The sequence below is a fragment of the Pseudomonas sp. BF-B-30 genome, from assembly GCF_019956305.1.
Classification (GTDB): domain Bacteria; phylum Pseudomonadota; class Gammaproteobacteria; order Pseudomonadales; family Pseudomonadaceae; genus Aquipseudomonas; species Aquipseudomonas jessenii.
On the sequence record NZ_JAHBDG010000033.1, the window covers coordinates 162,963 to 185,043 of the forward strand.

Below are 22,081 nucleotides of genomic sequence, written 5' to 3' on the forward strand. Positions count from 1 at the left end.
TTCGCTCCTTGATGTGAAGTCTCTATTTCAATCTCGCGGGTTTCACGGCAATCCGTTCCCTTCATCTTCCCGCTCCCTGTAATCCACCCGATAATTCGCCACATAACTATCCACAGCCGTCCCAATCGTAGGAAAAAACGCCGTCTCTCCCAGCCGCGCAAACAACCCGAACCGCTTCAGCTTGTCCTTCACCGGATCCTTCATCTCGGCAATGCACAACTCAATACCCGCCGCATGCAAGGTGTCGTCCAGTTCGGCCAGCATGTCGGCAGACGTCACATCGACACTGGTGACGGGCTCTGCGGCGACCACCAGCCAGCGCACGGGCGTGGGCGATGCCGCCACGGCGTCCAGCACTCGGTCGCTGAACAGTTCGGCGTTGGCGAAAAACAAGGGCGCATCCCAGCGAAACAGGACCAGGCCGGGGATCAGGCGTGCGTCGGGGTAGCGTTTGATGTCGTGGTAGCCCTTGACCCCATCGGCGCGCCCCAATACCGCGGAGTACGGGCGCCAGCCGTCCCAGAGGAATTCAATGACGGCAATCACGATGGCCAGGCCGATGCCCTCGATGGCGCCGAACACGGCCACGCCGACGGTACAGACAATCGACAGCCAGCACTCCCAGCGCTGGATGCGATAGATCCGGCGCAGGTCGGTGATCTCGATCAGGCCAATGGCCGAGGCGATCACGACTGCCGCCAGGGCGCTGGACGGTAAATGTTGCAGCAGGTCCGGCGCCACCACCAGCAGCAAGGCAACCGCCAATGCGCCGATGACGCCGGTCATTTGGGTTTTGGCTCCGGCGGCCTCGGCTACGGGCGTGCGGGACGAGCTGCTGCTGATCGGGAAGCCCTGGAAAAAACCGGCCGCCAGGTTGGCGATGCCGAGGCCCACCATTTCCTGGTTCGGGTTGACGTAGGTTCGGGTCCGCGCCGCATAGACGCGGGACAGCACGCTGGTGTCGGCGAACGAGACGAGTGCGACGGCGCAACCGCCGATCAACACCGGGACGATGTCGGCGCTGGTGATCCAGGGGATGGCGAAACCGGGCAAGCCCTGGGGGAGCGAACCGAGGACCGACACACCGGCGCGTGTCGCAAGGTCGAGTACGCCCACGGCGACTGTCGCGCCAACCACGGCGATCAGGATGCCCGGCAGTCGCGGCCATCGTTTGAGCAGCAGGATCACCGCCAGGGTGAGCCCGCCCACCGTGAAGGTGGTCCAGTTGACCTTTCCCTCCATCACCGCGGAGGCAATGGCCCCTATGTTGCTCAATGGACCGTCGGACTCAATCGTAAAACCGAACAGCTTGGGCAACTGGCTGATCAAAACGGTCAGTGCGATGCCGTTCATGTAGCCGTAGCGGATCGGTTTGGACAGCAGCTCGGTGATGAAACCCAGGCGCGCGATACCAGCCAGGATGCACACCGCGCCTGAGACGACCGCCATCATGCCCGCCAGGGCGACGGCTCGCTGCGGGTCGCCGCCGGAGAGTGGAATGATGACCGCAAGGATGACGGCCACCAGGGAGGAATCCGGCCCCATCACCAGAATTCGGCTGGGGCCGAACAAGGCATAGAACAGCAGCGGAACGATGGTCGCGTAGAGGCCATATATGCCGGGCACGCCTGAAGCGACCGCATAGGCGATACCGACGGGCACCAGCATCGTGGTCAGCACCAGGCCGGCCACGATGTCGTAACGCAACCATGCCGATTGGTATTCGCGCAGCATGCCCAAGCCCGGTAGCCAGCGGCGCCAACCGCTCTGTTCATCCCGACGTGCTATCCGGCCCTGCTCCGGGAGGGGCGGCGAAGCATCTGAATGGCTCATGAAACCGCTCTCTTTGATGGACTGTGCAGACCCGGCGATATTGAAGTGATCTCAGTGTAGCTATTGCTTCGAATGCGCCATCACTGGAAGCTGTTCATCTAAAGGATTTGGAACCCGTCATGAAATTCGACCTCGCCTACTGCCTCAGCCTCAACGACAAGTTGTCGATCTATGACGTTCGGGATCTGAATTTCGACGAGACGATGGCGTTCGATTCGGCCAAGGAACACTTCCAGTGCCCCAACGATGCCTGCCGTTTGACGTTCGATGCGACCAATGAGCTGGGTACGTTCAACGCGAAGAATGTGAATTACGTGCGCACGCCGCACTTCAAGAACCTGCCGAGTACGCGGCATGTCGAGGGCTGCCCTTATGTCAGCTTGAAGACGCCTGCGTCGGGTGTGGATGAGACGGAAACGGATGACAGCCGCGAGGAAAATTTCCCGTCGGAATTGTTACTGACTCGGCGTGAATATGTGCGTAAGCCGTCCAGCCCGAAGGTCGCGGTGGACGGGGTGCGGGATGAGTCGCTGACGCCTTCGGTGGCAAGCAATGTCGAGCAACCGGGCAGAGAATCGGCCCCGGACAAGACCAGCGTCTTCGCCCATCCGGTGGAGTGTTTCGTGTCGAACTTCGACGACAAGGATTTGCTCAAGCGCGTGCCGCTGAAGATTGGCGAGCACACCGCGCCCTACGGGTCGTTTTTCAAGAAAATCGAATACCTGCAGGACAACAAGGGGCTGATTTACTGGGGCAAGGTCAAGGAGATCAAGGACTACACCCAGAGCTTTCGCATCGATTTCGAGAAGAAGGTCTGGTTCGAGAAAAAGCCTTACTCGGTCAATGTTTACCTGAGCAAGAAGCTGATCGACAGCTACCGCAAGCGCAAGGCATTCCTGGAGGAGATCAAGCACGCCATCGAAAGCGGGCGGGAGTTGTATTGCTTCTTTTATGGGGTGACGCCCGAGCTGAAGCAGGTGCCGAGCAAGAAAAACCCCGAGCAGACGTTCGGGGTGTTCAGCGCCAACATCGAGAATCTGGATCACTTTATCGTGCGGGAAGCGCCGGGGTTGGCGGGTAAGTAATACGAAAGGCCGCGTTGGTTCATTGCGAATTGAGCTCCCTTTGCAGCGCCCATATCTCCCGCTTCACTTCCATACGTCGATCCAGTGCAGTCTGGATGCCTGATTCGTCGAGGCCGCAGTATCGACGTAACCAGTGGGCCATCATTTCCGAGTCCGGGAAGTAATAGTCTTTATGGCCTTTGCTGTTTCTTGGGCAATCATTCATATCGCCATCAAAGCGGCATGCCGAGAACTCGTCCGGTGGTAAAGAGCCCCGTTCAGCGGCGACATCCTGAAAAATCCAGGCGACTTCATCGATGTGTTTTTGCGCGCTGCGATGGCTGCGCCGGTACAGGATGAACTGGCCGCAGCTTTCTTGAAAGCGCTCCATCATCGGCTCGTCATCGACCCACTGAAGGATGTCGAACTGCCCTGCATGACGTATCAGGCCGTTAATCCAGCGATCTGCGAAACGTTGAACAACCCCCTCAGCGTCGGCCTTTTTGGCATCGGCGAAGATCATGCAGTAACGAGTCGGAATGTGAATGGCGAACAGCACATGTTTGCGTTGAACAGTGACGGCGTGGACCAGCCACTGTTCGGCGGACTCATCAGGCTCATCGTCCTCAATGACGGGCGATGGTGGACTTTCCACCCTGGTGATTTTTTTGCCCTTGTGCACACGACTGAAGAATTTGCTGGCCGCTTCGGTGCAGTTGAAAATCAGCATTCCAGGCTCTCTGGTTAAGGTTGGTCAGTCCTGCGGGACGACTCCCTATTCTTGCGAAAAAAAACCGCCGTTACCAACCCTCAAATCGAGTTGTGATTCCCTGGCGACTTCGACAGTGTTTCCCCTCGCACCAAGACAGCCACCGTTCGTCCGGCCAAAAAGACACATCAAAAATTGCATTTGATCTCGGCTCAAAACAACTGTACAAAAACACAGTATATTTTGACCAACACTCTCGAGCCCGGAGAACACCATGGCCTCTCAAGCGATGAAAATCACCCTGGAACGTATCGCCCTCTTCCAATTCACCCCGGCCCACTGCGCCCAGGCCCGAGCGATGCTGGGCTGGAGTGTGGAAGAGTTGTCGCGGGAGTCCCGAGTCTCGGTGGATGCCATTCAACGCTTCGAGGCACGCCAGGAGGTGCTGGATGTCACGCGCCTGGCGCTGGCCTATCGGTTCGAATCGGAGGGGTTGGTGTTCTTCCCGGGGTTTGCGCCGGGTCGAGGGATGAATGTGAAGGGGTCGACGCCGAATCCGGTTGGGCGGGCGGATTTTGCGATGGTGGAGTGAGCCAACTTATCGATTGACGATTATTCCCATTTAGGTATATTTTCACATGAGTACAAGGAAGCCACTCCTGTGGGTTAGCAGCAGTAAAAAAGACCTGAAGCAGATGCCTGCAGATGTACAGGACGTTTTTGGCCACGCTCTTGATCTGGCCCAAAGCAACAAGAAGCACCCAGATGCAAAACCACTGAAAGGCTTTGGTGGTGCCGGAGTCCTTGAGTTGATTGAGGACTTCGATACGAACACCTATCGCGCCGTTTATACCGTTCGTTTTGGTAATGCTGTTTATGTTCTGCACTGTTTTCAGAAAAAGTCGACCACGGGAATCAAAACCGCGCAGCACGACATCGATTTGATCAGGAAGAGACTTCAAGCGGCGCAGGAACACGCAAAAGGATCAGAACATGATTGAAATCGAAGAAGGCAGTGGCAACGTCTACGAAGACCTCGGGACACCGAACGCCAATGAAATGCGAGTCAAATCCCAATTGGCTGCAAAAATTGGCGAAATCATCAAGGCTCGTCATTTGACCCAGGTTCAGGCGTCTGAAATTTTAGGTCTGTCACAGCCCAAGCTATCTGAAATGTTGCGCGGTAAATTTCGTGGGATCAGTGAGGCCAAGATGATGGAGTGCCTGTTACTTCTCGGGCGTGATGTGCAAATCGTGGTCAAGTCGGCCCCGCGCTCACGCAAAGAGGGCCGAATTGAAGTGGTTTTTAGCTGAGGTCTACAACTCAACCAATCACTCTACGCGTTATGAGCCACCACCCGATCACTCTCCCCTTCCACCGCCAGCCACCACGCCCCACCACGCTGCGGATGCATCAGGTTGAACGCCTCGCCCATCTGCGGCGTGGTGATCGATACGTTGCGCTCCCAGGCCAGGGCCAGGATACGGTCGAAAGGTTCGTACCAGGCGTGCATCGACAGGTCGAACGTGCCGTTGTGGATCGGCAGTAGCCAGCGGCCCTTGAGGTCGAGGTGGGCTTGCAGGGTTTGTTCGGGTTGCATGTGCACGTGTGGCCAGTCGACGTTGTAGGCACCGGTTTCCATCAGGGTCAGATCGAATGGACCGTACTGTTCGCCGATGCGTTTGAAGCCGTCGAAGTAGCCGCTGTCGCCGCTGAAGAAGATGCGTGTGTCGCCGTCGATCATCACCCACGAGGCCCAGAGGGTGCTGTTGCTGTCGAACAGGCCACGGCCGGAAAAGTGCTGCGACGGGGTGGCGATGAACTGGATGCCATCGACTTCCGTGCCTTGCCACCAATCCAGCTGGCGGACTTTGCTCGCGTCGATGCCCCACTTGATCAGGGTGTCGCCTACGCCCAGCGGGGTAAGGAAGTGTTTGGTCTTGTCCGCGAGCTTGAGCACGGCCTGATGATCCAGGTGATCGTAGTGGTCGTGGGACAGGATCACCGCTTCGATCGGTGGCAATTCTTCCAGGCTGATCGGTGGCTGGTGGAAACGCTTGGGGCCGGCCCATTGTACGGGCGAGGCACGCTCGGCGAAGACTGGGTCGGTGATCCAGAATTTGTCGCGCAGCTTGAGCAACACCGTGGAGTGGCCCAGGCGATAGACGCTGTGGTTGGGCGCTGCGATCAGCGCGGCTTGAGTCAGCGCTTGCACCGGGACGGGCGCGCTCGGGCGAGTGTTTTGCGGTTTGTGGAACAGCACGTTCCATAGGACACCCATGGTTTTGCCAAAGCTTAAACGTTGAACCGGCGTAAAGTTTTGATACTGCCCTTGAGCCTGTCGGGACGCTTCGGGCGTGGAGGCGTTGTCCGCCGGGGAGGTTGAATTGGCCATGTCTGAATGACTCCAGAAAAACCGCGCATGACGCGACTTTCCGTTTTGGGACGATAAATGGCCAAGGCACGCACGCATCAGCCGGACTTTCTATTTTTTCTGGGCAGGATTAACAAAACATTACACTGCACAGTGTAGTTTCTAGGTTGCATCAAAGTCGATGACAAGTAAACTACTGAGTGTAATTCCCCCATTTTTCCTGCCGAAGCGTACTTATGACAGCTCCACAGCGCCTCACCGACCGAAAACGCCAAGCGATCATTCATGCCGCGATCAATGAATTCCGTGACAACGGTTTCGAGATCACCAGCATGGACAAGATTGCTGCCACTGCCGGTGTGTCGAAGCGCACGGTGTACAACCACTTTCCCAGCAAGGAAGAGTTGTTCGCCGAGATCCTCAATCAATTATGGACCCGGGTGACGGCCGAACAGGAAACGGCCTACCGTCCCGACCTGCCGCTGCGTGAGCAATTGCGTGGATTGCTGATGGCCAAGCTGCAAATGTTGGGCGATGACAATTTTCTCGACCTGGCGCGGGTGGCGATAGCGGCGACGATTCATTCGCCGGAGCGGGCGCAGGATATGGTGGCGCGAATGGGCGAACGCGAAGAAGGGCTGACGGTCTGGATTCGTGCCGCTCAAGCGGATGGCCGATTGAAAGCCACAGCCCCTGATTTTGCCGCACAACAGGTGCAGGGGCTGCTCAAGTCGTTTGCCTTCTGGCCACAGATTTCCATGGGCAAACCAGGCTTGTCACCCGAAGAACAACACCAGGTGGCAGACTCCGCGCTGGACATGTTTCTGGCCTGCTATCAGTTGCAATAAATGACAAGTTTGACGGCGGTGTCGAAGGATCGATGGCTCTGATTTGAACGGCACGATGTGTTTCAGAATGAAACTGGCACTGAGGCTTTAGTGAGCCTCAGCCAAGAACCTGAACAGGTTCACGGCAGTTTCAGCGCCCGCCCCAACTCATCGAACAAGGTAACCACTGAGCGCAAGGCACGGCAGTCGGGACGGGTCAGCAGCCACAGCGCGGTGTCGTATCCGTGCAGGGGTTCGCTCAGCGGCTGTAATCCGTCGCCGATCAAAAAATCCGGCAACGCCGCTACACCCAGGCCGGCCCTGACCAGTTCGGTCACCGACAGCATGCTGTTGCAGCGATAGCCCGGCGTTACCCCCGGCAAGGCTTGGCGACGCCAGGTAACGGTCGGGTGATCAGGCAGGAAGTCATCCGGGGCGATCCAGGTCAATGAGGCCAGATCAGTGGTATTGACCGATTGCAGGTATCGCTCGCTGGCACACACGCGATAGGAAATGTCCGCCAGCCGCCGTCCCACCAGATGCTCCGGTGGCGTGCGGGTCAGGCGCAGGGCGATATCGGCATCCCGACGGCTGAGGTTGGCAAAATCATTGGACGTGCTCAGTTCAAGGGTCAGCGCCGGATAGTTCGGCATGAACTGCGCCAGCGCCGGCAACAGCAAACCTTGCAGGACCGAATCGGTACAGGTCAGGCGCACGATGCCGCTGATCACTTCTCCGCCCTGCTCCACACCGATGCGCGCCGCCTCCAGAGCCTGTTCAGCGCGCTCGGCCTGTTCAGCAAGGGACTGCGCCAGAGTGGTGGGCAGGTACCCGGCGCGGCTTTTTTCGAACAGTTGCTGACCCAGTGCACCCTCCAGCCGGCGCACTGCTCGAAACACCGTCGAAACATCCACCTTCAGCAGTTGCGCTGCCCGGGCCAGAGAGCCGCCGCGTACCAGCGCGAGGATCAGGGCCAGGTCCGGGTAGTCCAGTCGATAGTGCGTCGCTGCATTGATCACTTGGGAAAACGCCAATATTGAGTGCGTGAGCGCCAATCTATAGTGGGCACCAGCAATCAACAAGTGCAGAGGCCCCACATGGAAACCCGCCCGATTCGCATCGCCCTGATCGGCGACTACGACCCGCAAGTCACCGCCCACCAGGCCATTCCCGTCGCCATCGAAATGGCCGCTGAACACAGTGGCCCGAACGTGCAATGGCAATGGCTGGCCACCGATGACATCCACGTCGAGACACCGCTGCACAGATTCGACGGGTTCTGGTGTGTGCCGGCCAGCCCTTACCGGAGCATGGACGGTGCATTGCTGGCGATTCGCTTTGCCCGCGAACAACGGCGACCTTTCCTCGGCACCTGCGGTGGTTTTCAACACGCGGTGCTGGAATATGCGCGCAACGTACTGGGCTGGTCGGATGCCGAACACGGCGAGACAAATCCCGATGCCGCGCGGGCGCTGCTGACGCCACTGTCGTGTGCGCTGGTGGAAGCGGTCGATACGATTGATTTGCTTGAGGGTTCGTTGCTCGCCAAGGCGTACGAAAGCACCGAGATTCGTGAAGGCTATCGCTGTCGTTTTGGTGTGAATCCGCAGTACGAAGGGGAGTTGCTCAAGCGCGAACTACATGCCGTCGGCCACGATTCGGAACACGGACTGCGGGCGGTCGAACTCAGCGGTCATCCGTTCTTTGTCGCGACCTTGTTCCAGCCCGAGCGGGCGGCGCTCAAGGGCGTATTGCCTCCTTTGGTTGGCGCCTTTGTCGAAGCCTGTGCGGGGCGCTCGTCATGATCGCCGATACGCCAGCTGCGCCTTATTACGCGGTGATCTTCACTTCACTGCGCACCGAGGGTGACCAGGGTTACGCCGAAGCGGCCGCACGGATGCTGGAACTGGCCCGCGAACAGCCGGGGTTTCTTGGTGTGGAGTCGGCGCGGGGTGAGGATGGGCTTGGGATTACTGTGTCGTACTGGGCCAGTGAGGCGGCAGTCCTGGCGTGGAAGCATCATCCTGAGCACAGTGCGATTCGCGAGCGTGGGCGCTCGACCTGGTATGCGCGGTGTCATACGCGGGTGTGCAGGGTTGAGCGGGCCTACGGGTTCGATCAGTAACTGATTTAGAGTTCTTCAGGCCGCCATCGCGAGCAAGCTCGCTCCCACATTTTGATCCCGGTCGGTCACAACATTTGTGCGCGACAAAGATCTACTGTGGGAGCGAGCTTGCTCGCGATGGGGCCCGTCAATTCACCGCAAAAACTCACCCCTGAACCAGACTGCGAACCGCCGAAATCTCCGGCACTTCCCGCCGGTTCATATACACCCGCAACGGCTCGGTGATGTTGATCCGGTCATCGATGTTCTGGTCCAGCAGCAGCTGGATCAATTCACGCTTGAGCGTCATGACCTGCCCGGGCCCCGCGACCCAGACGAATTCGCTGACAGGGATGATGCCGTCGTCCGCCACGTCCATGCCGAACGAGTCTTCGCTGAAGCGCACGATGTAGTGCCCGGTCTTGCGGTTGAGGCCGACGAAGCCTTTGAGTTGGTCGGCAGCCTGGCAGATGAGCTGGGAAGTGATGCGCATGGTAAACCCCGCAATGGTGATCGTTGGTTTACACGCAGGGCCTGCGTTTCCCTCTGCCGGGGAAATTGCAGGGCCCCAGCGTACTGCAAACGGGCGCACAAAAGCGCTGACGAAAATCAGCTTTCGACAGGTTTATGTCGGTCTGGCGATAGCGCCTGCAACGATGAGTTGTTAAAAGGGACCGCTCACTTATTGCGAAAGGATCTCGACCATGCCCACAACCTTTACTAAAAGCGCCCTGTTACTGAGCCTGTTGCTCGCTCTCGGCCACGCACAGGCCGCCAGCGAACCCGGTCCCGCGGCACTGGCCACCCGCTTGGACATTCCGCATCCAGCGGTGATCGCCCACCGTGGCGCATCGTTCGATGCGCCGGAATCCACCGCCGCCGCCTACAAGACTGCCCGCGACCTGGGCGCCGACTACCTGGAACTGGATCTGCAGCGCAGCAAGGATGGCGTGCTGTTTGCCCTGCACGACAACAATCTGCAACGCACCACCGACGTCGCCAGCAAATTCCCCGAGCGCAAGGACAGCCCCGCCAATGCGTTCACCATGGCCGAACTGAAAACCCTGGACGCGGGCAGCTGGTTCAATGCCGCGTACCCGGATCGCGCACGTCCCGCCTTCGCGGGCCTGAAGATTCTGACCCTTGATGAAATCATCGACATCGCCGAGGGCAACAGCCTGCACAAGCCCGGTCTGTACATCGAGACCAAGGAGCCCAAGCAGTTCCCCGGCATCGAACGCGACCTCAAGGAAAAACTTCAGGACCGGGGCTGGCTGAGCCCGACCGCTTCGAAACTGGCAAAAAACGAGCTGGCGGTCGGCCAGGGCAAAGGCAAGGTGGTCCTGCAGACTTTCGAGAAGAGCAGCCTCGAACTGCTGCAAAAAGAGATGCCGACGGTGCCGAAGATCCTGCTGCTGTGGGTCGGTGAAGGCAGTATCGAGCCCAAGTCCAAGGTGACATTTGCCGAGTCCGGCGAAAAGGACAAAGCCGCTTACTACGCCAAACAGCAACCGAAGGACAAAGCCGAATTCCAGCACTGGGTCGACTACGCCAAGGCCCAGGGCGCCATCGGCACCGGCCCGTCCGCCGCACTGACCCAGGGTGGCGACCAGAGCTACTCGGATCTGGTGCAACCCTGGATGAACCAGTACACCCACGATCAGGGCCTGCTGGTGCACGTCTACACCATCGACGATGCGGTGGACTACCGGAAAGTCATGGACGCCGGTGTCGACGGCATTTTCACCAATCGCGCCAGTGAGTTGTTGAAGTTCTATAAACGCCCGGCGGCGAGTGTTGCGCAGGTGCTACAGAACAACGGGTATTGATCCAGAATTGCGCAAAACCTGTGGGAGCGGGCTTGCCCGCGAAGGGGCCATCAGTTTCAAAATCCACGTTGACTGACACTCCGCTTTCGCGGGCAAGCCCGCTCCCACAGGTTATGCGTGTGCCAGCAAAATTTGCGGCGAACACACATTCCCACAGGGATTGATGCAGGACATGTAGAGGGATTTAAGGGTGGATTAAGTTACACAGGCTAACCTGATCTCACTTAAACAGATCACCCAAGGAAAGAAGCCCATGAAGACCCTGACTGCTTTGTTTACCGCTGCAGCCCTGACCCTCACCGCCGGCCTGGCCCAGGCCGATGTGCGAGTCGATCAGATCCCGCAACTGGTCAAGGACGGCAAGATCAAGCCACTGGAAGACTTGAACAAGATCGCGCTGGATCTGCATCCGGGTGCAACGATTACCAAGACCGAGCTGGACAACCACTTCAACGGTTACGAGTACGAAGTTAAACTGCGTGACGCCAAGAACATCGAGTGGGATGTGGACATCGATGCCTCCAACGGCAAGGTCCTGGAAAACAAACAGGACACGTAATCCCCAAACAGACAAAAGCCGCACGATGGGAACATCGTGCGGCTTTTGCGTTTTCGGGATTCAAGCGCTCAGGCGCGCCGTCACCTCGTTCAACTGTCCCGACAAGCCGTGCAGATTGGTGCTGGCCGCTTCAGTGCGCTGCACGTTGTCCAGGTTGGTGCTGGCGATGCTGGTGATTTCGGTGAGGTTGCGCGAGATGTCTTCGGCCACCGAGGTCTGCTCTTCGGCGGCAGTGGCGATCTGGCGGTTCATGTCGCGGATGGCTTCCACGGCCAGGGTGATGCGTTCGAGCATGGCGCCGGCCTCGGTCACTTGCTGCACGCTCTGTTCGCTGCGCGACTGACCGCTTTCAATCGCCTGGGCCGCTTCGATTGCGCCGGTCTGCACGGTCTGGATGATCTGGTTGATCTCAATGATCGACGCCGCCGTGCGCTGGGCCAGGCTTCGCACTTCGTCGGCCACCACAGCGAATCCGCGTCCGGCCTCACCGGCGCGGGCCGCTTCGATGGCCGCGTTGAGTGCCAGCAGGTTGGTCTGTTCGGCGATCCCGCGAATCACCTCCAGAACCTTGCCGATGCGTCCGCTGTCGGTTTCCAGTTGGCGGATGACCGTGGCGGTGTTGGCGATTTCGCCGCGCATCTGGGTGATGGTGTGGATGGTGCCCTGCATGACTTTTTCGCCCTGCTGGGCGGACTGGTCGGCATCGTCGGCGGCCCGCGCCGCTTCGGCGGCATGGCGGGCCACTTCTTGTGCAGTGGCGGACATTTCGTTCATCGCCGTGGCCACCTGATCGGTGCGGTTGAACTGCTCGTTGGTGCCGCCGGCCATCACGGTGGCGATCGAGTTCAACTCACCGCTGGCGCTGTCCAGGTCCGACGCGCTGCGCTGCAAACGGCTGAAGGTTTCGGCGAGGAAATCGCGCAGGGTGTTGGCGGCCATCGCCAGTTTGCCCAACTCGTCCTGACGGGTGCTGGCCACGCGCTCGGCAATACGCCCCTGGCTGAGTTGCGCCACGTATTCGATCAGTTTGCGGATCGGCTCGACCAGGTTGCGGTTGACCAGCCACAGGCTCAGCAGGCCGATCAGTACCCCCGAAGCCAGCATCACGACCAGCCCCAGCAACACCGTGCGCTCGGCACTGGCACTGATCAGTGTCGATTGCTCGGCGCCCTGCTTGCGCAACTCGCTGACCAGTTCACTCATCTGATCGCTGGTTGCGCGGTCCACACCCTTGACCGCCGCGTCGCCCGCCGCAGGGTCACCACCGGCGGCCACGAACGCGTCCCGGCCCTTCTGATAGGCCGCGCCCAACTGGCGATGTTCGTCACGCAAGCGCTCGATGCGGCTCTTGAGTTGCGGCTCGATGCCCTTCTGCGCGGCCAGTTCGCCAAGGATGTTTTGCACATCGCGCTGACGGTCCTCGAATTGCCCCCAGTACTTGCTCAGGTCAGCCGGTTGTTTGCCGCGCAGCAGGACGTTTTTCCATTCCTGCACCTGCACCTTGAATTGCAGGTTGGCTTCATCGATCAATTGCGAGGTGTGCAGCGGGCCTTCGATCAGATTGGCGTAGTTCTGCACGCCGCTGGACAGGAAGTGAAAGCACGCCAGGGCGATCAACAGCATCGCCAGCAGGCTGCCGCTCAGCAGGGCGAGAATTTGTGCTCTCAGGGACTTTTGCAAAAGCATCGCAGGGTACTCATGACAGGAATGTGGCACGCCCGTTAAGGCGTGAAAAGTGTCCGGACATCCCTGTCTGCGGTCCCGGCCGAGGCCTGCGGCGCGCAACTTAACCCAAGCGTGATCGGCTAACCAGAGCGGTTCTTGAGAAAATCCCGACCGCCGGTAGAACAATTTTTTGCGTTGTTTTTCTGTCACAAAAACGTCATTCCCGCTTGCGATGATGCCGCTCAAGTGAACCTGTAAAACACGTGACAGGCGCCTCCCCTTGCGAGTCCTCATGAACCACAGCATCGATCAAAGCCATCGCGACACGGATCTGTTCGGCCTGCTTTACGGTTTCAGTTTTCGCCCCGGTGAGGCCGGTCGGGAAATCAATTCCGCCGAGGCCTTGCAGTACCTGCAACAGCCGCAAAGCGACGAGCAATTTCTCTGGTTGCACCTGAACCTCGCCCATGCCGCGTGCGAGCGCTGGATGAAAAGCCATTTGGAGTTGCCCGAGGAATTTTTCGAAGCGCTGCACGAAGGCTCGCGTTCGACACGCATCGAGCATGTCGACTCCGCGTTGCTGGCAGTGGTCAACGACGTGGTGTTCAACCTCAGCAACATGGTCTCGTCGGATGTCTCGACCCTGTGGGTGTGCGCCCGCAGTCAATTGATCGTCAGCGCCCGCCTGCAACCGCTGCACTCGGTGGACAAATTGCGCTCGTCGGTGAAGGCCCGGGAGTGCTTTCGCTCCCCGCTGGAGCTGCTGGTGCATTTGCTGCGCGACCAGGGTGAGGTGCTGACCCAGATCGTGCGCAAGACCAGTCAGAGCGTGGACCAGATCGAAGACCAATTGCTGTCCTCGCGGCTGTCGACCAACCGCGCTGAACTGGGCGCCAATCGCCGGGTGCTGGTGCGATTGCAACGACTGCTGGCGCTGGAGCCAGGCTCATTGCTGCGCCTGCTCAACCGGCCGCCGCAATGGCTGCAAAAGGAAGACGTGAAGGAGCTGCGCAAATCCACTGAGGAGTTTGCGCTGATCATCAACGACCTCACGGCGCTGGGTGAGCGGATCAAGCTGTTGCAGGAAGAGATCGCCGCCAACATCAACGAACAGACCAACCGCACGCTGTTCACCCTGACGGTGGTGACGGTGCTGGCGCTGCCGATCAACATCATCGCCGGTTTCTTCGGCATGAACGTCGGCGGCATTCCGCTGGCGGATGACCCGGAGGGTTTCTGGATCCTGGTGGCGCTGGTCGCGACCTTTACCGTGATCGCCGGGCGCTGGGCGTTTCGCAAGCAGCGGGATTATTGAGTCCCCGTCATCACCTGACACACTGATCAACTGTGGCGAGGGGGCTTGCCCCCGTTGGGTGGCGCAGCCACCCCATACCCTGCAAACCGGTTTCTTCGGACATTCCGTACTCAATCGTTTTACGCCAGCTGCGCAGCCGAACGGGGCGGTGCGGCGTTCCGACAAGCGCCCTCGCCACAAAAACGGCACTCAGCAAACCTCGCGAGTCACCAGCATCCGCTCCCGAACCACGTCATACACCCAGTGGTAGACGTAGGTGTACGGCAGGAAGAACAGCAGCACACCGATATCCAGCACGAACGCCTGCCACAGGCTGACATTCAGCCACCAGGCGATCAGCGGCACGCCGAGGGCGACCAGGCCGCCTTCGAACAACAGCGCATGCACCACGCGGACCCAGGCGTTGTGTGCGATGGCGAGACGCTTGAGCAGCCGATCGAACATACCGTTGAAGACCACGTTCCAGGCCAGGGCCAGGCCGGCGATGAGGATGGTGACCATGCCCATTTCCAGCATCGGTTTCTTCATGATCCAGGCCAGCAATGGGGTACAGATCAGGATGGCCAGCAGTTCGAAGCCGATGGCTTGAAAAATACGTTCAGTGATGGATTTGTTGGCGCTCATGGCCGAACTCCCTTGGGTGACTGTGGTTGCCATGATCCATCAGCACACCGATACTTCATAACCAATAACCATCGATCAAGGCGATAGTTCATGGCCTCTCACGAAGTGTTGCTGGCGTTTGTCGAAGCCGCGATCCAAGGCTCGTTTTCCGCCGCGGCGCGCAAATTGGGCCGCAGTCAATCGACCATCAGTGCGGCGGTGGCCAGCCTGGAAATCGACCTGAACCTGACGCTGTTCGACCGCAGCAGCCGCAAGCCCGGCCTGACCCCGGCCGGACACGTCATGCTGCAACGGGCCGAAGACATCCTGGCCGCCACCAGTCGCCTGGAAATAGCCGCCAGCCAACTGTCCCAAGGGGTGGAAGCGAAGCTGACGGTGGCGCTGTCCGATACCTATCAGTCGGACCGCTTCGAAGCCGCCCTCAGTGCCTTCGAGCAGCGTTACCCGGACCTGGAGCTCGAGTGTCTGATCGCCGAATGCGACGACCTGATGTCCCTGGTGCAAAGCGGCCGGGCGCAGATTGCCTTCGCCGAAATGCAGGACAGCTACCCGCCGGACCTGGTCAGTTCGACGGTGGACGAACGCACGGAAATCGCCTTGTTCGTGTCCTCGACGCATCCTTTGGCGACGTTGGACCACATCGACCGGGACGTACTGCAGCAACACCGCGAACTGCGTCTGGCCACCATCATCAATCCCTATGAGAGCCGGGCGAAGGGCCGCGTATGGTCGGCGCCGAGTTATCTGATGCTGCTGGAAATGGCCCAGGGCGGATTCGGCTGGGCGCCGTTGCCCCGCTGGCTGGTCGAACGGTTCGGGCCCGGTACGTTGCAGGAACTGGTGGTGCGCGGCTGGCCGAAAACGGTGTCGGTGGATGCGTTGTGGTCGCGGCTGAATCCGCCGGGGCCGGCGGGGAGCTGGTTGCTGGGCAAGATGCTGGAGTGAAGGTCCTTCGGCCCTTATCGCGAGCAAGCTCGCTCCCACAGTTTCGAGTACACCATCAATCCCTGTGGGAGCGAGCTTGCTCCGGGCGGCGTTCCGACGATGAGGCCAGACCGGCCGCATCACTCCAACGCCTTGAGCCGCTCTTCGATAAACCGCCGCTCCGGCTCCTGTCGGGTCAACGCCAGCGCCCGCTCCCACGCGGCCCGCGCCTCCTGCTTGCGACCCAGTTGCCAACAGAATTGCGCCCGCGCCGAATACGCGAGGTGGTAGTCGAGCAGTTCTCCCCGATCCAGAATGGCGTCGACCAACGTCAGCCCCGCCAGTGGACCATCGCGTTGCGAAATCGCCGCCGCACGATTCAACTCGATCACCGGCGACGGCACCGCCCGCAGCAGGACGTCATACAGACCGACAATCTGCGGCCAATCGGTTTCCCCCGCCGTCGGGGCTTCGGCGTGCACCGCTGCGATCGCCGCTTGCAGGCAATAAGGTCCGAATCGTCCCATGGTCAGCGCCCGCTCGACCAGCGTGCAGCCTTCGCGGATCAACCCGGCGTCCCACAGCGAACGGTCCTGTTCGTCCAGCACAATCAGCTCGCCGCTCACCGAGGTCCTGGCCGGGCGGCGCGACTCGTGCAGCAGCATCAACGCCAGCAAGCCCATCACCTCCGGCTCCGGCAACAACTCCACCAGCAACCGGCCGAGGCGGATCGCTTCGCGGGTCAAATCCTCACGAATCAGTTCTGCCCCGATGGACGCCGAGTAGCCCTCGTTGAACACCAGGTAAATCACCCGCAATACACTGTCCAGGCGCTCGGGTAGCTCAGCGAGTGTCGGCACTTGATAAGGGATTTTCGCATCGCGGATCTTCGCCTTGGCGCGCACGATGCGCTGGGCGATGGTGGCCGGGGCCGAGAGAAAGGCCCGGGCGATTTCTTCCGTGGTCAGGTCGCAGACTTCCCGCAGCGTCAGCGGCACTTGTGCGTCGGCCGCCAGGGCCGGGTGGCAGCAAGTGAAGATCAGCCGCAGGCGATCGTCTTCCACGTCTTCATCACTCCAGTCGGCCTGCTCCAGTTCCTCCAGTTGCGCGATCAGCAAGGGCTGCGACGCGGCAAAGCGTGCGCGCCGGCGCAGGGCATCGATGGCCTTGAAGCGCCCGGTGGACACCAGCCAGGCCCGCGGATTGTCCGGCACGCCGTCACGCTGCCAGCGTTCGACCGCGATGAAAAACGCCTCGTGCAAGGCCTCTTCGGCGAGGTCGAAATCCCCCAGCAAGCGAATCAGGGTCGCAAGAATCCGCCGCGACTCTTCGCGATAAACCCGCTCGACCTGCGCCTGAACCGGCAGCCCCGGCATCTTAAGGATTCAACTGCCGAACGGGGCGCACTTCGACACTGCCGACCCGGGCCGCCGGAATGTTCCCGGCGACCTGGATGGCTTCGTTGAGGTCCTTGGCATCAATCAGATAAAAACCGGCCAACTGCTCCTTGGTTTCAGCGAATGGCCCGTCGGTGATCGACATCTTGCCGTTGCGCATGCGCACCGTGGTGGCGGTCTGTACCGACTCCAGCGCCTCGGCGGCGACCATCCGGCCACTGCCCTGGATCGACTCGGCATAGGCCATGCACTCTTCGTCCTTCGGGCTTTCCGGCAGCGAATGCAGCAACCGCTCATCGCTGTAGACCAGGCATAAATACTTCATCACGCTCTCCTTATCGAACGATCAACTATGGCCGCTGATTGGCATTCTGGCTCGGCTTCCCGACGATCAGGGCTTGAGGTCGAACAGCGTCGCGCCGCTGGTCATGTCGAATGGCGCCGACCAATGTTCGTGGACGATCTGCCACAGCCCGGCTTCTTGCCGATAGCAGGCGGTGACGCGCATCCAGCAGGACTGGGTTTCGCCCTTGTCGTTGGTGCCACCGCAATGTGCCAGCCAGTGAGCGAACGCAATTTCCTGGGACGGCTCGATGGTGATTTCGTCGAATTCGAAGATGTGCGGGCCGGGGCACATTTCCATGCAGGCCTGCCAATGCGCGCGATACGCCGGCTTGCCTTTGAATTGCAGGGCCTTGACCGCGTCGAAAGAGACGATGTCATCGGCATACAGGGCCATGACTTTTTCAATGTCCTTGGTCATGACCGCCTGACGATAGTTCTCGATGAGGTTCTGGATCTGGGTTTGCGAGTTCATGGTGGTTCTCCGTGGTTTTTATAGTGAAGACACCCTTAGTCGTCTGGCGATCCGGTGAATCGACAGGTGAAATAAAAATAATCCGGGAAAGCAAACTCGCTAGAATCCGAGGCTCATTTGTGATGGAAAAAGGACACTCCCGTGACAACCCGACTCGTGCCTTATGAAAGCCTGAATGCGCTGCAGCGCCAGCAGGTCGAGGCCATTGAAGTGCATTCGGAACAGATCAGATTCTCGGGTGACATCCACGGCGCCTTGCACACGCTGTTGTCCAAGCCCGGCCCCGGCGTCAAGGGCTTCGCCCTGCTGGCCGAGGATGTGCCCGTCGCGTTCCTGCTGCTCAAGCGCCCGCCGGTGTTGCCGGCCTGGGCCGATGAGCACAGCGCCACGCTGCATGCGCTGCAAGTCGATCAACGCGCCCAGGGCAAGGGCTACGGCAAGGCCTGCCTGCAAGCGCTGCCCGAGGCGGCGCGCCTGGCCTGGCCGGAAATCAGGGGGCTGGAGCTGTCAGTGGATGCCGACAACGAAGCCGCCATCGCCCTGTACGCCAGGTTTGGCTTTGTCGACAGCGGCAAGGCGTACAAGGGCCGGATCGGGTATGAGCGGCGGATGGGGTTGGTGTTTTGACTGTTCGATAGTCACTACTGATATTGCTGACACAACACCGCCCCTGTGGGAGCGGGCTTGCTCGCGAAAGCGGTGTGTCAGTCAATAGAGATGTCGAGTGTACCGGCCTCTTCGCGAGCAAGCCCGCTCCCACAGGGGATCCTCAGTGTGGCTTACAACGCCAGCACCATCTCATGCCACGCCATGCCGCCATGGTCCGAGGCCGAGGGTTTAACGTAGGCAAAGCCGAACCCGGCATACAACGGAATATGCCGTTCCTTGCACATCAGGTTGATGGTGACCTTGCCCATCGCGCGCATGCGCTCGATGAACTCGCCCATCAGGCGCTTGGCCAGGCCTTGGCCCTGATAATCCGGGTGCACCACCACCGACATGATCACCACATGCGACCCGGCCGGGTCGTGGCCGATCAGTTCCTTGAACGCCTCGTCCGACATTTCCACCTGGAACGCCGCACCGGAGTTGATGAATCCGGCGACAACCCCGTCCACTTCAGCGACGATAAAACCCTCGGGCCAGGTGGCGATGCGGGTGGCGATCTTCTCGCGGGTCGCGGCTTCGTCACCTTCATAGGCAAGGGTTTCGATGGCAAAGCAGCGGTCCAGATCGGCGGGGGTGACGTTGCGGATGACGGTGTTCATGGCAGCTCGGGATCAGCATGGGAAAGGCTGGGGATGATAAATCAGCCGCCGTGGGACATCGAGAGACGAATCGGCTGATCCGCCTCTCGCGCAGGTGTCATGCCTTGATCGGCAGCCAGATTTCCAGCTTGCCGGTGTTGAGTTTGGGATTGAAGTCTTCGCTGTAGCGCTCGAACTCCGGAGCCGCCAATAGCTCGTGGCCGGACTGCGGCAGCCACGTGCCATGGATGTACTGAAAGGTTTGCGGCAGGGTGTCCAGCGGTCCTTTGTGTTCGAACACCACGTACTGCTGCGGCTGAACTTCTACCCAGCGGTAGGTTTCGGGCAAGTCGTCGAGCTTGCTGATCTCGACCCCGGCGATGTAATCGAAGCCGCCCTTGCCGTCGAAATTGCAGCAGACGCCGTAGGTGACTTCGCCTTTTTGACCCGGAATACGGCCCAGATGCGGAATGAATTTATCCCAGAGTTCGGGAATGCCTTGTGTGGTCTGCTGGGTAAATCGTCCGCCTAGCCCTGCGATCAGCAGGAAGTGTCCGTGTTCGAAGCGTGGCTCCGCCAGTTCGACGCGTGTTTGCTCATCCATGGCTCAACTCCTGGAGCAAAAAGTGGGTTCGGCTGGGAGTATAGAAGCCAAACCCGATTCGCCCAATTACAGGGCGTGCAATTGCTCGACGGCGCCTGAACCGACAAACTCGTTATAGCCAGATAGAATCACGTAGACCGCGAAATAGCAGAAGATCGCTGCCGATGCCATGTAGGAGTAACGCAGTAACTTGTCGCCGAGCAACTTGCCGCCGTGGCTCGCAGCAAAGCACAGCCCGACACACCAGAGAATCCCTGCGCAGAGAAAACCGCCGAGAAACAGCGCGGAGCTGAGGGCGCCACCGCCGCCGGAACGGGCGATCAGCGTGCCACCCACCGCAGCGAACCAGAGAATCGCGCTGGGCGACGACATGGCCAGGAAGATCCCGCGAAAGAACTCCTTGCGATGGGAGTTGTGCCCCACCTCGGCCGATTGCGCCAGCACCGCTTCGTGGTGAATCGCCGAATAGATCATCTTCGCCGCGAAGTACACCAGCAGCGCCGAGCCACCGATCCACAACACCCAGCGCACGGTTTCGTATTGCAGCAACACGGTCATGCCAGCCAGTGCCAGTACCGCGTAGATCAGGTCGCCGACACAAGTCCCCAGCCCCAGCGCAAACCCCTGGAAATAGCCGCGCTGCATGGCCAGGGTGATCATCGCGATGTTGGCCACGCCGATATCCAGGCATAGCGAGAGGCTCAGCAAGAAGCCGCTGGTAAATTCCATCGAACCCTATCCTTCGGAAAAATTTGTTTACATTGAGGCTGGACAGTCTGCCACAGCTGCCCTTACATTCCGCCACAGGTCACCGCAGTGACCAGCGTCGCTCGGACGGTTCCGGGCGCTTACGTTATCCGAGGCAACAATGGCCGAACAAGGTTCGCCGCGCCGCTTTGCGCGCATAGATCGACTCCCCCCTTACGTTTTCAACATCACTGCCGAGCTGAAGATGGCCGCCCGTCGTCGTGGCGAAGACATCATCGACTTGAGCATGGGCAACCCCGACGGCGCCACGCCGCCGCACATCGTCGAAAAACTCGTCACGGTGGCCCAGCGCGAAGACACCCACGGCTACTCGACGTCCAAGGGCATTCCGCGCCTGCGCCGGGCGATTTCCAACTGGTACAAGGACCGCTACGAGGTCGACATCGACCCGGAAAGCGAGGCCATTGTCACCATCGGTTCCAAGGAAGGCCTGGCACATCTGATGCTGGCCACCCTGGATCAGGGCGACACCGTGCTCGTGCCCAACCCGAGCTACCCGATTCACATCTACGGTGCCGTGATTGCCGGCGCCCAGGTGCGGTCGGTGCCGCTGGTGCCGGGAGTGGATTTCTTCGCTGAACTGGAGCGGGCCATTCGCGGTTCGATCCCGAAGCCGAAGATGATGATCCTCGGTTTCCCGTCCAACCCGACCGCCCAGTGCGTGGAGCTGGATTTCTTCGAACGAGTGATCGCCCTCGCCAAGCAGTACGACGTGCTTGTGGTACACGACCTGGCCTACGCCGACATCGTCTACGACGGCTGGAAAGCCCCGTCGATCATGCAAGTGCCCGGGGCCAAGGACATTGCGGTGGAGTTTTTCACCCTGTCCAAGAGCTACAACATGGCCGGCTGGCGCATTGGCTTCATGGTCGGCAACCCGGAACTGGTCAATGCCCTGGCGCGGATCAAGAGCTACCACGACTACGGCACCTTCACTCCGCTGCAAGTGGCGGCCATCGCTGCGCTTGAAGGCGATCAGCAATGCGTGCGCGACATCGCCGAGCAGTATCGGCAGCGGCGCAATGTGCTGGTCAAGGGTCTGCATGAACTGGGCTGGATGGTGGAAAACCCGAAAGCGTCGATGTATGTCTGGGCCAAGATACCCGAGGCCTATGCGCACCTGGGCTCGCTGGAGTTCGCCAAGAAACTGCTGGCCGAAGCCAAGGTGTGTGTCTCGCCGGGCGTCGGGTTTGGCGAGTACGGTGATGATCACGTGCGCTTCGCGCTGATCGAAAACCAGGACCGGATTCGTCAGGCTGTACGCGGGATTCGCGGGATGTTCAGGGCAGATGGGCTGGCACCGAAAACCAACGCCTGACACATATCCCCTGTGGGAGCGGGCTTGCTCGCGAATGCGGTGTATCAAACAACATCTTCGTTTACTGATACGACGCTTTCGCGAGCAAGCCCGCTCCCACAT

The 22,081-nt window shown here is 59.9% G+C and carries 26 protein-coding genes; 13 read left to right on the forward strand and 13 right to left on the reverse strand.

Annotated features, from left to right (window positions below; translation table 11 throughout):
- Positions 1-42: 42 nt before the first annotated feature.
- Positions 43-1,833: a SulP family inorganic anion transporter gene (locus tag KGB29_RS18015; protein ID WP_218543263.1), complete on the reverse strand. Its 1,791-nt coding sequence runs from the start codon at positions 1,831-1,833 to the stop codon at positions 43-45.
- Between the two features lie 119 nt (positions 1,834-1,952).
- Between KGB29_RS18015 and KGB29_RS18020 the strand changes: the two genes are divergently transcribed.
- A complete protein-coding gene (locus KGB29_RS18020) occupies positions 1,953-2,918 on the forward strand; it encodes a hypothetical protein (RefSeq protein WP_150812107.1) in 966 nt (321 codons plus the stop codon).
- Between the two features lie 19 nt (positions 2,919-2,937).
- Here the strand turns inward: KGB29_RS18020 and KGB29_RS18025 are convergent, their stop codons facing one another.
- Complete coding sequence (locus KGB29_RS18025) at positions 2,938-3,627, reverse strand: DUF6933 domain-containing protein (protein WP_150812106.1); 690 nt, start codon at positions 3,625-3,627, stop codon at positions 2,938-2,940.
- 253 nt (positions 3,628-3,880) lie between these two features.
- On the opposite strand from KGB29_RS18025, the gene KGB29_RS18030 reads away from it, so the two are divergent.
- The 3 genes from KGB29_RS18030 to KGB29_RS18040 are packed head-to-tail and all read left to right on the forward strand — an operon-like array spanning position 3,881 to position 4,920.
- On the forward strand, positions 3,881-4,198 hold the full coding sequence (locus tag KGB29_RS18030) for a helix-turn-helix transcriptional regulator (RefSeq protein ID WP_007998876.1): 318 nt from the start codon (positions 3,881-3,883) through the stop codon (positions 4,196-4,198).
- A gap of 46 nt (positions 4,199-4,244) precedes the next feature.
- A complete protein-coding gene (locus KGB29_RS18035; protein WP_102670295.1) occupies positions 4,245-4,607 on the forward strand; it encodes a type II toxin-antitoxin system RelE/ParE family toxin in 363 nt (120 codons plus the stop codon).
- Positions 4,600-4,920: a helix-turn-helix domain-containing protein gene (locus tag KGB29_RS18040; RefSeq protein ID WP_102670296.1), complete on the forward strand. Its 321-nt coding sequence runs from the start codon at positions 4,600-4,602 to the stop codon at positions 4,918-4,920. Before KGB29_RS18035 ends, KGB29_RS18040 begins: the two co-directional genes overlap by 8 nt.
- 23 nt (positions 4,921-4,943) lie before the next feature.
- Here the strand turns inward: KGB29_RS18040 and KGB29_RS18045 are convergent, their stop codons facing one another.
- Positions 4,944-6,002: an MBL fold metallo-hydrolase gene (locus KGB29_RS18045; protein WP_150812105.1), complete on the reverse strand. Its 1,059-nt coding sequence runs from the start codon at positions 6,000-6,002 to the stop codon at positions 4,944-4,946.
- 215 nt (positions 6,003-6,217) lie between these two features.
- Here KGB29_RS18045 and KGB29_RS18050 point away from each other — a divergent pair, with 215 nt between their 5' ends.
- Entirely contained in the window at positions 6,218-6,829 is a 612-nt protein-coding gene (locus KGB29_RS18050) for a TetR/AcrR family transcriptional regulator (RefSeq protein ID WP_150812104.1), read from the forward strand.
- 119 nt (positions 6,830-6,948) lie between these two features.
- Here the strand turns inward: KGB29_RS18050 and KGB29_RS18055 are convergent, their stop codons facing one another.
- Positions 6,949-7,890, reverse strand: coding sequence for a LysR family transcriptional regulator (locus tag KGB29_RS18055; protein WP_150812103.1), 942 nt, complete (start codon positions 7,888-7,890; stop codon positions 6,949-6,951).
- Between the two features lie 15 nt (positions 7,891-7,905).
- Here KGB29_RS18055 and KGB29_RS18060 point away from each other — a divergent pair, with 15 nt between their 5' ends.
- Positions 7,906-8,613 carry a CTP synthase gene (locus tag KGB29_RS18060; RefSeq protein ID WP_150812102.1) on the forward strand — a complete coding sequence of 236 codons (708 nt, stop codon included), beginning with the start codon at positions 7,906-7,908 and terminating at the stop codon, positions 8,611-8,613.
- Positions 8,610-8,933 (forward strand): antibiotic biosynthesis monooxygenase family protein, encoded by a 324-nt coding sequence (locus KGB29_RS18065; RefSeq protein ID WP_150812101.1) that lies wholly within the window; start codon positions 8,610-8,612, stop codon positions 8,931-8,933. Before KGB29_RS18060 ends, KGB29_RS18065 begins: the two co-directional genes overlap by 4 nt.
- Before the next feature lie 145 nt (positions 8,934-9,078).
- On the opposite strand, the gene KGB29_RS18070 is transcribed toward KGB29_RS18065, so the two are convergent.
- Positions 9,079-9,405, reverse strand: a complete 327-nt coding sequence (locus KGB29_RS18070) for a DUF2025 family protein (RefSeq protein ID WP_102670370.1) — start codon at positions 9,403-9,405, stop codon at positions 9,079-9,081.
- A gap of 211 nt (positions 9,406-9,616) precedes the next feature.
- Between KGB29_RS18070 and KGB29_RS18075 the strand changes: the two genes are divergently transcribed.
- Together KGB29_RS18075 and KGB29_RS18080 are read left to right on the forward strand one after the other, a co-directional pair.
- Entirely contained in the window at positions 9,617-10,741 is a 1,125-nt protein-coding gene (locus KGB29_RS18075; protein WP_150815347.1) for a glycerophosphodiester phosphodiesterase, read from the forward strand.
- 253 nt (positions 10,742-10,994) lie between these two features.
- Positions 10,995-11,300: a PepSY domain-containing protein gene (locus KGB29_RS18080; RefSeq protein WP_150815348.1), complete on the forward strand. Its 306-nt coding sequence runs from the start codon at positions 10,995-10,997 to the stop codon at positions 11,298-11,300.
- A 60-nt stretch (positions 11,301-11,360) separates the two neighbouring features.
- Here the strand turns inward: KGB29_RS18080 and KGB29_RS18085 are convergent, their stop codons facing one another.
- A complete protein-coding gene (locus KGB29_RS18085) occupies positions 11,361-12,986 on the reverse strand; it encodes a methyl-accepting chemotaxis protein (RefSeq protein ID WP_150815349.1) in 1,626 nt (541 codons plus the stop codon).
- Between the two features lie 271 nt (positions 12,987-13,257).
- Here KGB29_RS18085 and KGB29_RS18090 point away from each other — a divergent pair, with 271 nt between their 5' ends.
- Complete coding sequence (locus KGB29_RS18090; protein ID WP_150815350.1) at positions 13,258-14,280, forward strand: transporter; 1,023 nt, start codon at positions 13,258-13,260, stop codon at positions 14,278-14,280.
- Between the two features lie 189 nt (positions 14,281-14,469).
- Here the strand turns inward: KGB29_RS18090 and KGB29_RS18095 are convergent, their stop codons facing one another.
- Entirely contained in the window at positions 14,470-14,904 is a 435-nt protein-coding gene (locus tag KGB29_RS18095) for a multidrug/biocide efflux PACE transporter (protein WP_150815387.1), read from the reverse strand.
- Positions 14,905-14,994: 90 nt separating this feature from the next.
- Between KGB29_RS18095 and KGB29_RS18100 the strand changes: the two genes are divergently transcribed.
- A complete protein-coding gene (locus KGB29_RS18100) occupies positions 14,995-15,849 on the forward strand; it encodes a LysR family transcriptional regulator (protein WP_150815386.1) in 855 nt (284 codons plus the stop codon).
- Positions 15,850-15,968: 119 nt separating this feature from the next.
- On the opposite strand, the gene KGB29_RS18105 is transcribed toward KGB29_RS18100, so the two are convergent.
- The 3 genes from KGB29_RS18105 to KGB29_RS18115 all read right to left on the reverse strand — a co-directional run bounded on the left by KGB29_RS18105 (position 15,969) and on the right by KGB29_RS18115 (position 18,042).
- Positions 15,969-17,204 (reverse strand): RNA polymerase sigma factor, encoded by a 1,236-nt coding sequence (locus KGB29_RS18105; RefSeq protein ID WP_150813261.1) that lies wholly within the window; start codon positions 17,202-17,204, stop codon positions 15,969-15,971.
- 1 nt (position 17,205) lies between these two features.
- The gene (locus KGB29_RS18110; RefSeq protein ID WP_057713581.1) at positions 17,206-17,550 is read right to left on the reverse strand and encodes a YciI family protein; all 345 of its coding nucleotides are present in this window, start codon (positions 17,548-17,550) and stop codon (positions 17,206-17,208) included.
- A gap of 66 nt (positions 17,551-17,616) precedes the next feature.
- Complete coding sequence (locus tag KGB29_RS18115; RefSeq protein WP_057713580.1) at positions 17,617-18,042, reverse strand: YybH family protein; 426 nt, start codon at positions 18,040-18,042, stop codon at positions 17,617-17,619.
- 141 nt (positions 18,043-18,183) lie between these two features.
- On the opposite strand from KGB29_RS18115, the gene KGB29_RS18120 reads away from it, so the two are divergent.
- A complete protein-coding gene (locus KGB29_RS18120; protein ID WP_223616467.1) occupies positions 18,184-18,669 on the forward strand; it encodes a GNAT family N-acetyltransferase in 486 nt (161 codons plus the stop codon).
- Between the two features lie 152 nt (positions 18,670-18,821).
- Here the strand turns inward: KGB29_RS18120 and KGB29_RS18125 are convergent, their stop codons facing one another.
- From KGB29_RS18125 to KGB29_RS18135, 3 genes are all read right to left on the reverse strand, one after another.
- Positions 18,822-19,310, reverse strand: a complete 489-nt coding sequence (locus tag KGB29_RS18125; protein WP_150813263.1) for a GNAT family N-acetyltransferase — start codon at positions 19,308-19,310, stop codon at positions 18,822-18,824.
- A gap of 97 nt (positions 19,311-19,407) precedes the next feature.
- Complete coding sequence (locus KGB29_RS18130; RefSeq protein WP_150813264.1) at positions 19,408-19,893, reverse strand: GyrI-like domain-containing protein; 486 nt, start codon at positions 19,891-19,893, stop codon at positions 19,408-19,410.
- 66 nt (positions 19,894-19,959) lie between these two features.
- Positions 19,960-20,622 carry a LysE family translocator gene (locus KGB29_RS18135; RefSeq protein WP_057713576.1) on the reverse strand — a complete coding sequence of 221 codons (663 nt, stop codon included), beginning with the start codon at positions 20,620-20,622 and terminating at the stop codon, positions 19,960-19,962.
- Positions 20,623-20,761: 139 nt separating this feature from the next.
- On the opposite strand from KGB29_RS18135, the gene alaC reads away from it, so the two are divergent.
- The gene (gene alaC / locus KGB29_RS18140) at positions 20,762-21,979 is read left to right on the forward strand and encodes an alanine transaminase (RefSeq protein WP_057713575.1); all 1,218 of its coding nucleotides are present in this window, start codon (positions 20,762-20,764) and stop codon (positions 21,977-21,979) included.
- The last annotated feature ends 102 nt before the right edge of the window (positions 21,980-22,081 follow it).

Excerpts from the sequence above, each read along its gene's own strand:
- KGB29_RS18015 (WP_218543263.1), bottom strand. The coding sequence starts at position 1,833 with ATGAGCCATTCAGATGCTTCGCCGCCCCTCCCGGAGCAGGGCCGGATA.
- KGB29_RS18020 (WP_150812107.1), top strand. The coding sequence starts at position 1,953 with ATGAAATTCGACCTCGCCTACTGCCTCAGCCTCAACGACAAGTTGTCG.
- KGB29_RS18025 (WP_150812106.1), bottom strand. The coding sequence starts at position 3,627 with ATGCTGATTTTCAACTGCACCGAAGCGGCCAGCAAATTCTTCAGTCGT.
- KGB29_RS18030 (WP_007998876.1), top strand. The coding sequence starts at position 3,881 with ATGGCCTCTCAAGCGATGAAAATCACCCTGGAACGTATCGCCCTCTTC.
- KGB29_RS18035 (WP_102670295.1), top strand. The coding sequence starts at position 4,245 with ATGAGTACAAGGAAGCCACTCCTGTGGGTTAGCAGCAGTAAAAAAGAC.
- KGB29_RS18040 (WP_102670296.1), top strand. The coding sequence starts at position 4,600 with ATGATTGAAATCGAAGAAGGCAGTGGCAACGTCTACGAAGACCTCGGG.
- KGB29_RS18045 (WP_150812105.1), bottom strand. The coding sequence starts at position 6,002 with ATGGCCAATTCAACCTCCCCGGCGGACAACGCCTCCACGCCCGAAGCG.
- KGB29_RS18050 (WP_150812104.1), top strand. The coding sequence starts at position 6,218 with ATGACAGCTCCACAGCGCCTCACCGACCGAAAACGCCAAGCGATCATT.
- KGB29_RS18060 (WP_150812102.1), top strand. The coding sequence starts at position 7,906 with ATGGAAACCCGCCCGATTCGCATCGCCCTGATCGGCGACTACGACCCG.
- KGB29_RS18065 (WP_150812101.1), top strand. The coding sequence starts at position 8,610 with ATGATCGCCGATACGCCAGCTGCGCCTTATTACGCGGTGATCTTCACT.
- KGB29_RS18070 (WP_102670370.1), bottom strand. The coding sequence starts at position 9,405 with ATGCGCATCACTTCCCAGCTCATCTGCCAGGCTGCCGACCAACTCAAA.
- KGB29_RS18075 (WP_150815347.1), top strand. The coding sequence starts at position 9,617 with ATGCCCACAACCTTTACTAAAAGCGCCCTGTTACTGAGCCTGTTGCTC.
- KGB29_RS18080 (WP_150815348.1), top strand. The coding sequence starts at position 10,995 with ATGAAGACCCTGACTGCTTTGTTTACCGCTGCAGCCCTGACCCTCACC.
- KGB29_RS18085 (WP_150815349.1), bottom strand. The coding sequence starts at position 12,986 with ATGCTTTTGCAAAAGTCCCTGAGAGCACAAATTCTCGCCCTGCTGAGC.
- KGB29_RS18090 (WP_150815350.1), top strand. The coding sequence starts at position 13,258 with ATGAACCACAGCATCGATCAAAGCCATCGCGACACGGATCTGTTCGGC.
- KGB29_RS18095 (WP_150815387.1), bottom strand. The coding sequence starts at position 14,904 with ATGAGCGCCAACAAATCCATCACTGAACGTATTTTTCAAGCCATCGGC.
- KGB29_RS18100 (WP_150815386.1), top strand. The coding sequence starts at position 14,995 with ATGGCCTCTCACGAAGTGTTGCTGGCGTTTGTCGAAGCCGCGATCCAA.
- KGB29_RS18105 (WP_150813261.1), bottom strand. The coding sequence starts at position 17,204 with ATGCCGGGGCTGCCGGTTCAGGCGCAGGTCGAGCGGGTTTATCGCGAA.
- KGB29_RS18110 (WP_057713581.1), bottom strand. The coding sequence starts at position 17,550 with ATGAAGTATTTATGCCTGGTCTACAGCGATGAGCGGTTGCTGCATTCG.
- KGB29_RS18115 (WP_057713580.1), bottom strand. The coding sequence starts at position 18,042 with ATGAACTCGCAAACCCAGATCCAGAACCTCATCGAGAACTATCGTCAG.
- KGB29_RS18125 (WP_150813263.1), bottom strand. The coding sequence starts at position 19,310 with ATGAACACCGTCATCCGCAACGTCACCCCCGCCGATCTGGACCGCTGC.
- KGB29_RS18130 (WP_150813264.1), bottom strand. The coding sequence starts at position 19,893 with ATGGATGAGCAAACACGCGTCGAACTGGCGGAGCCACGCTTCGAACAC.
- KGB29_RS18135 (WP_057713576.1), bottom strand. The coding sequence starts at position 20,622 with ATGGAATTTACCAGCGGCTTCTTGCTGAGCCTCTCGCTATGCCTGGAT.
- alaC (WP_057713575.1), top strand. The coding sequence starts at position 20,762 with ATGGCCGAACAAGGTTCGCCGCGCCGCTTTGCGCGCATAGATCGACTC.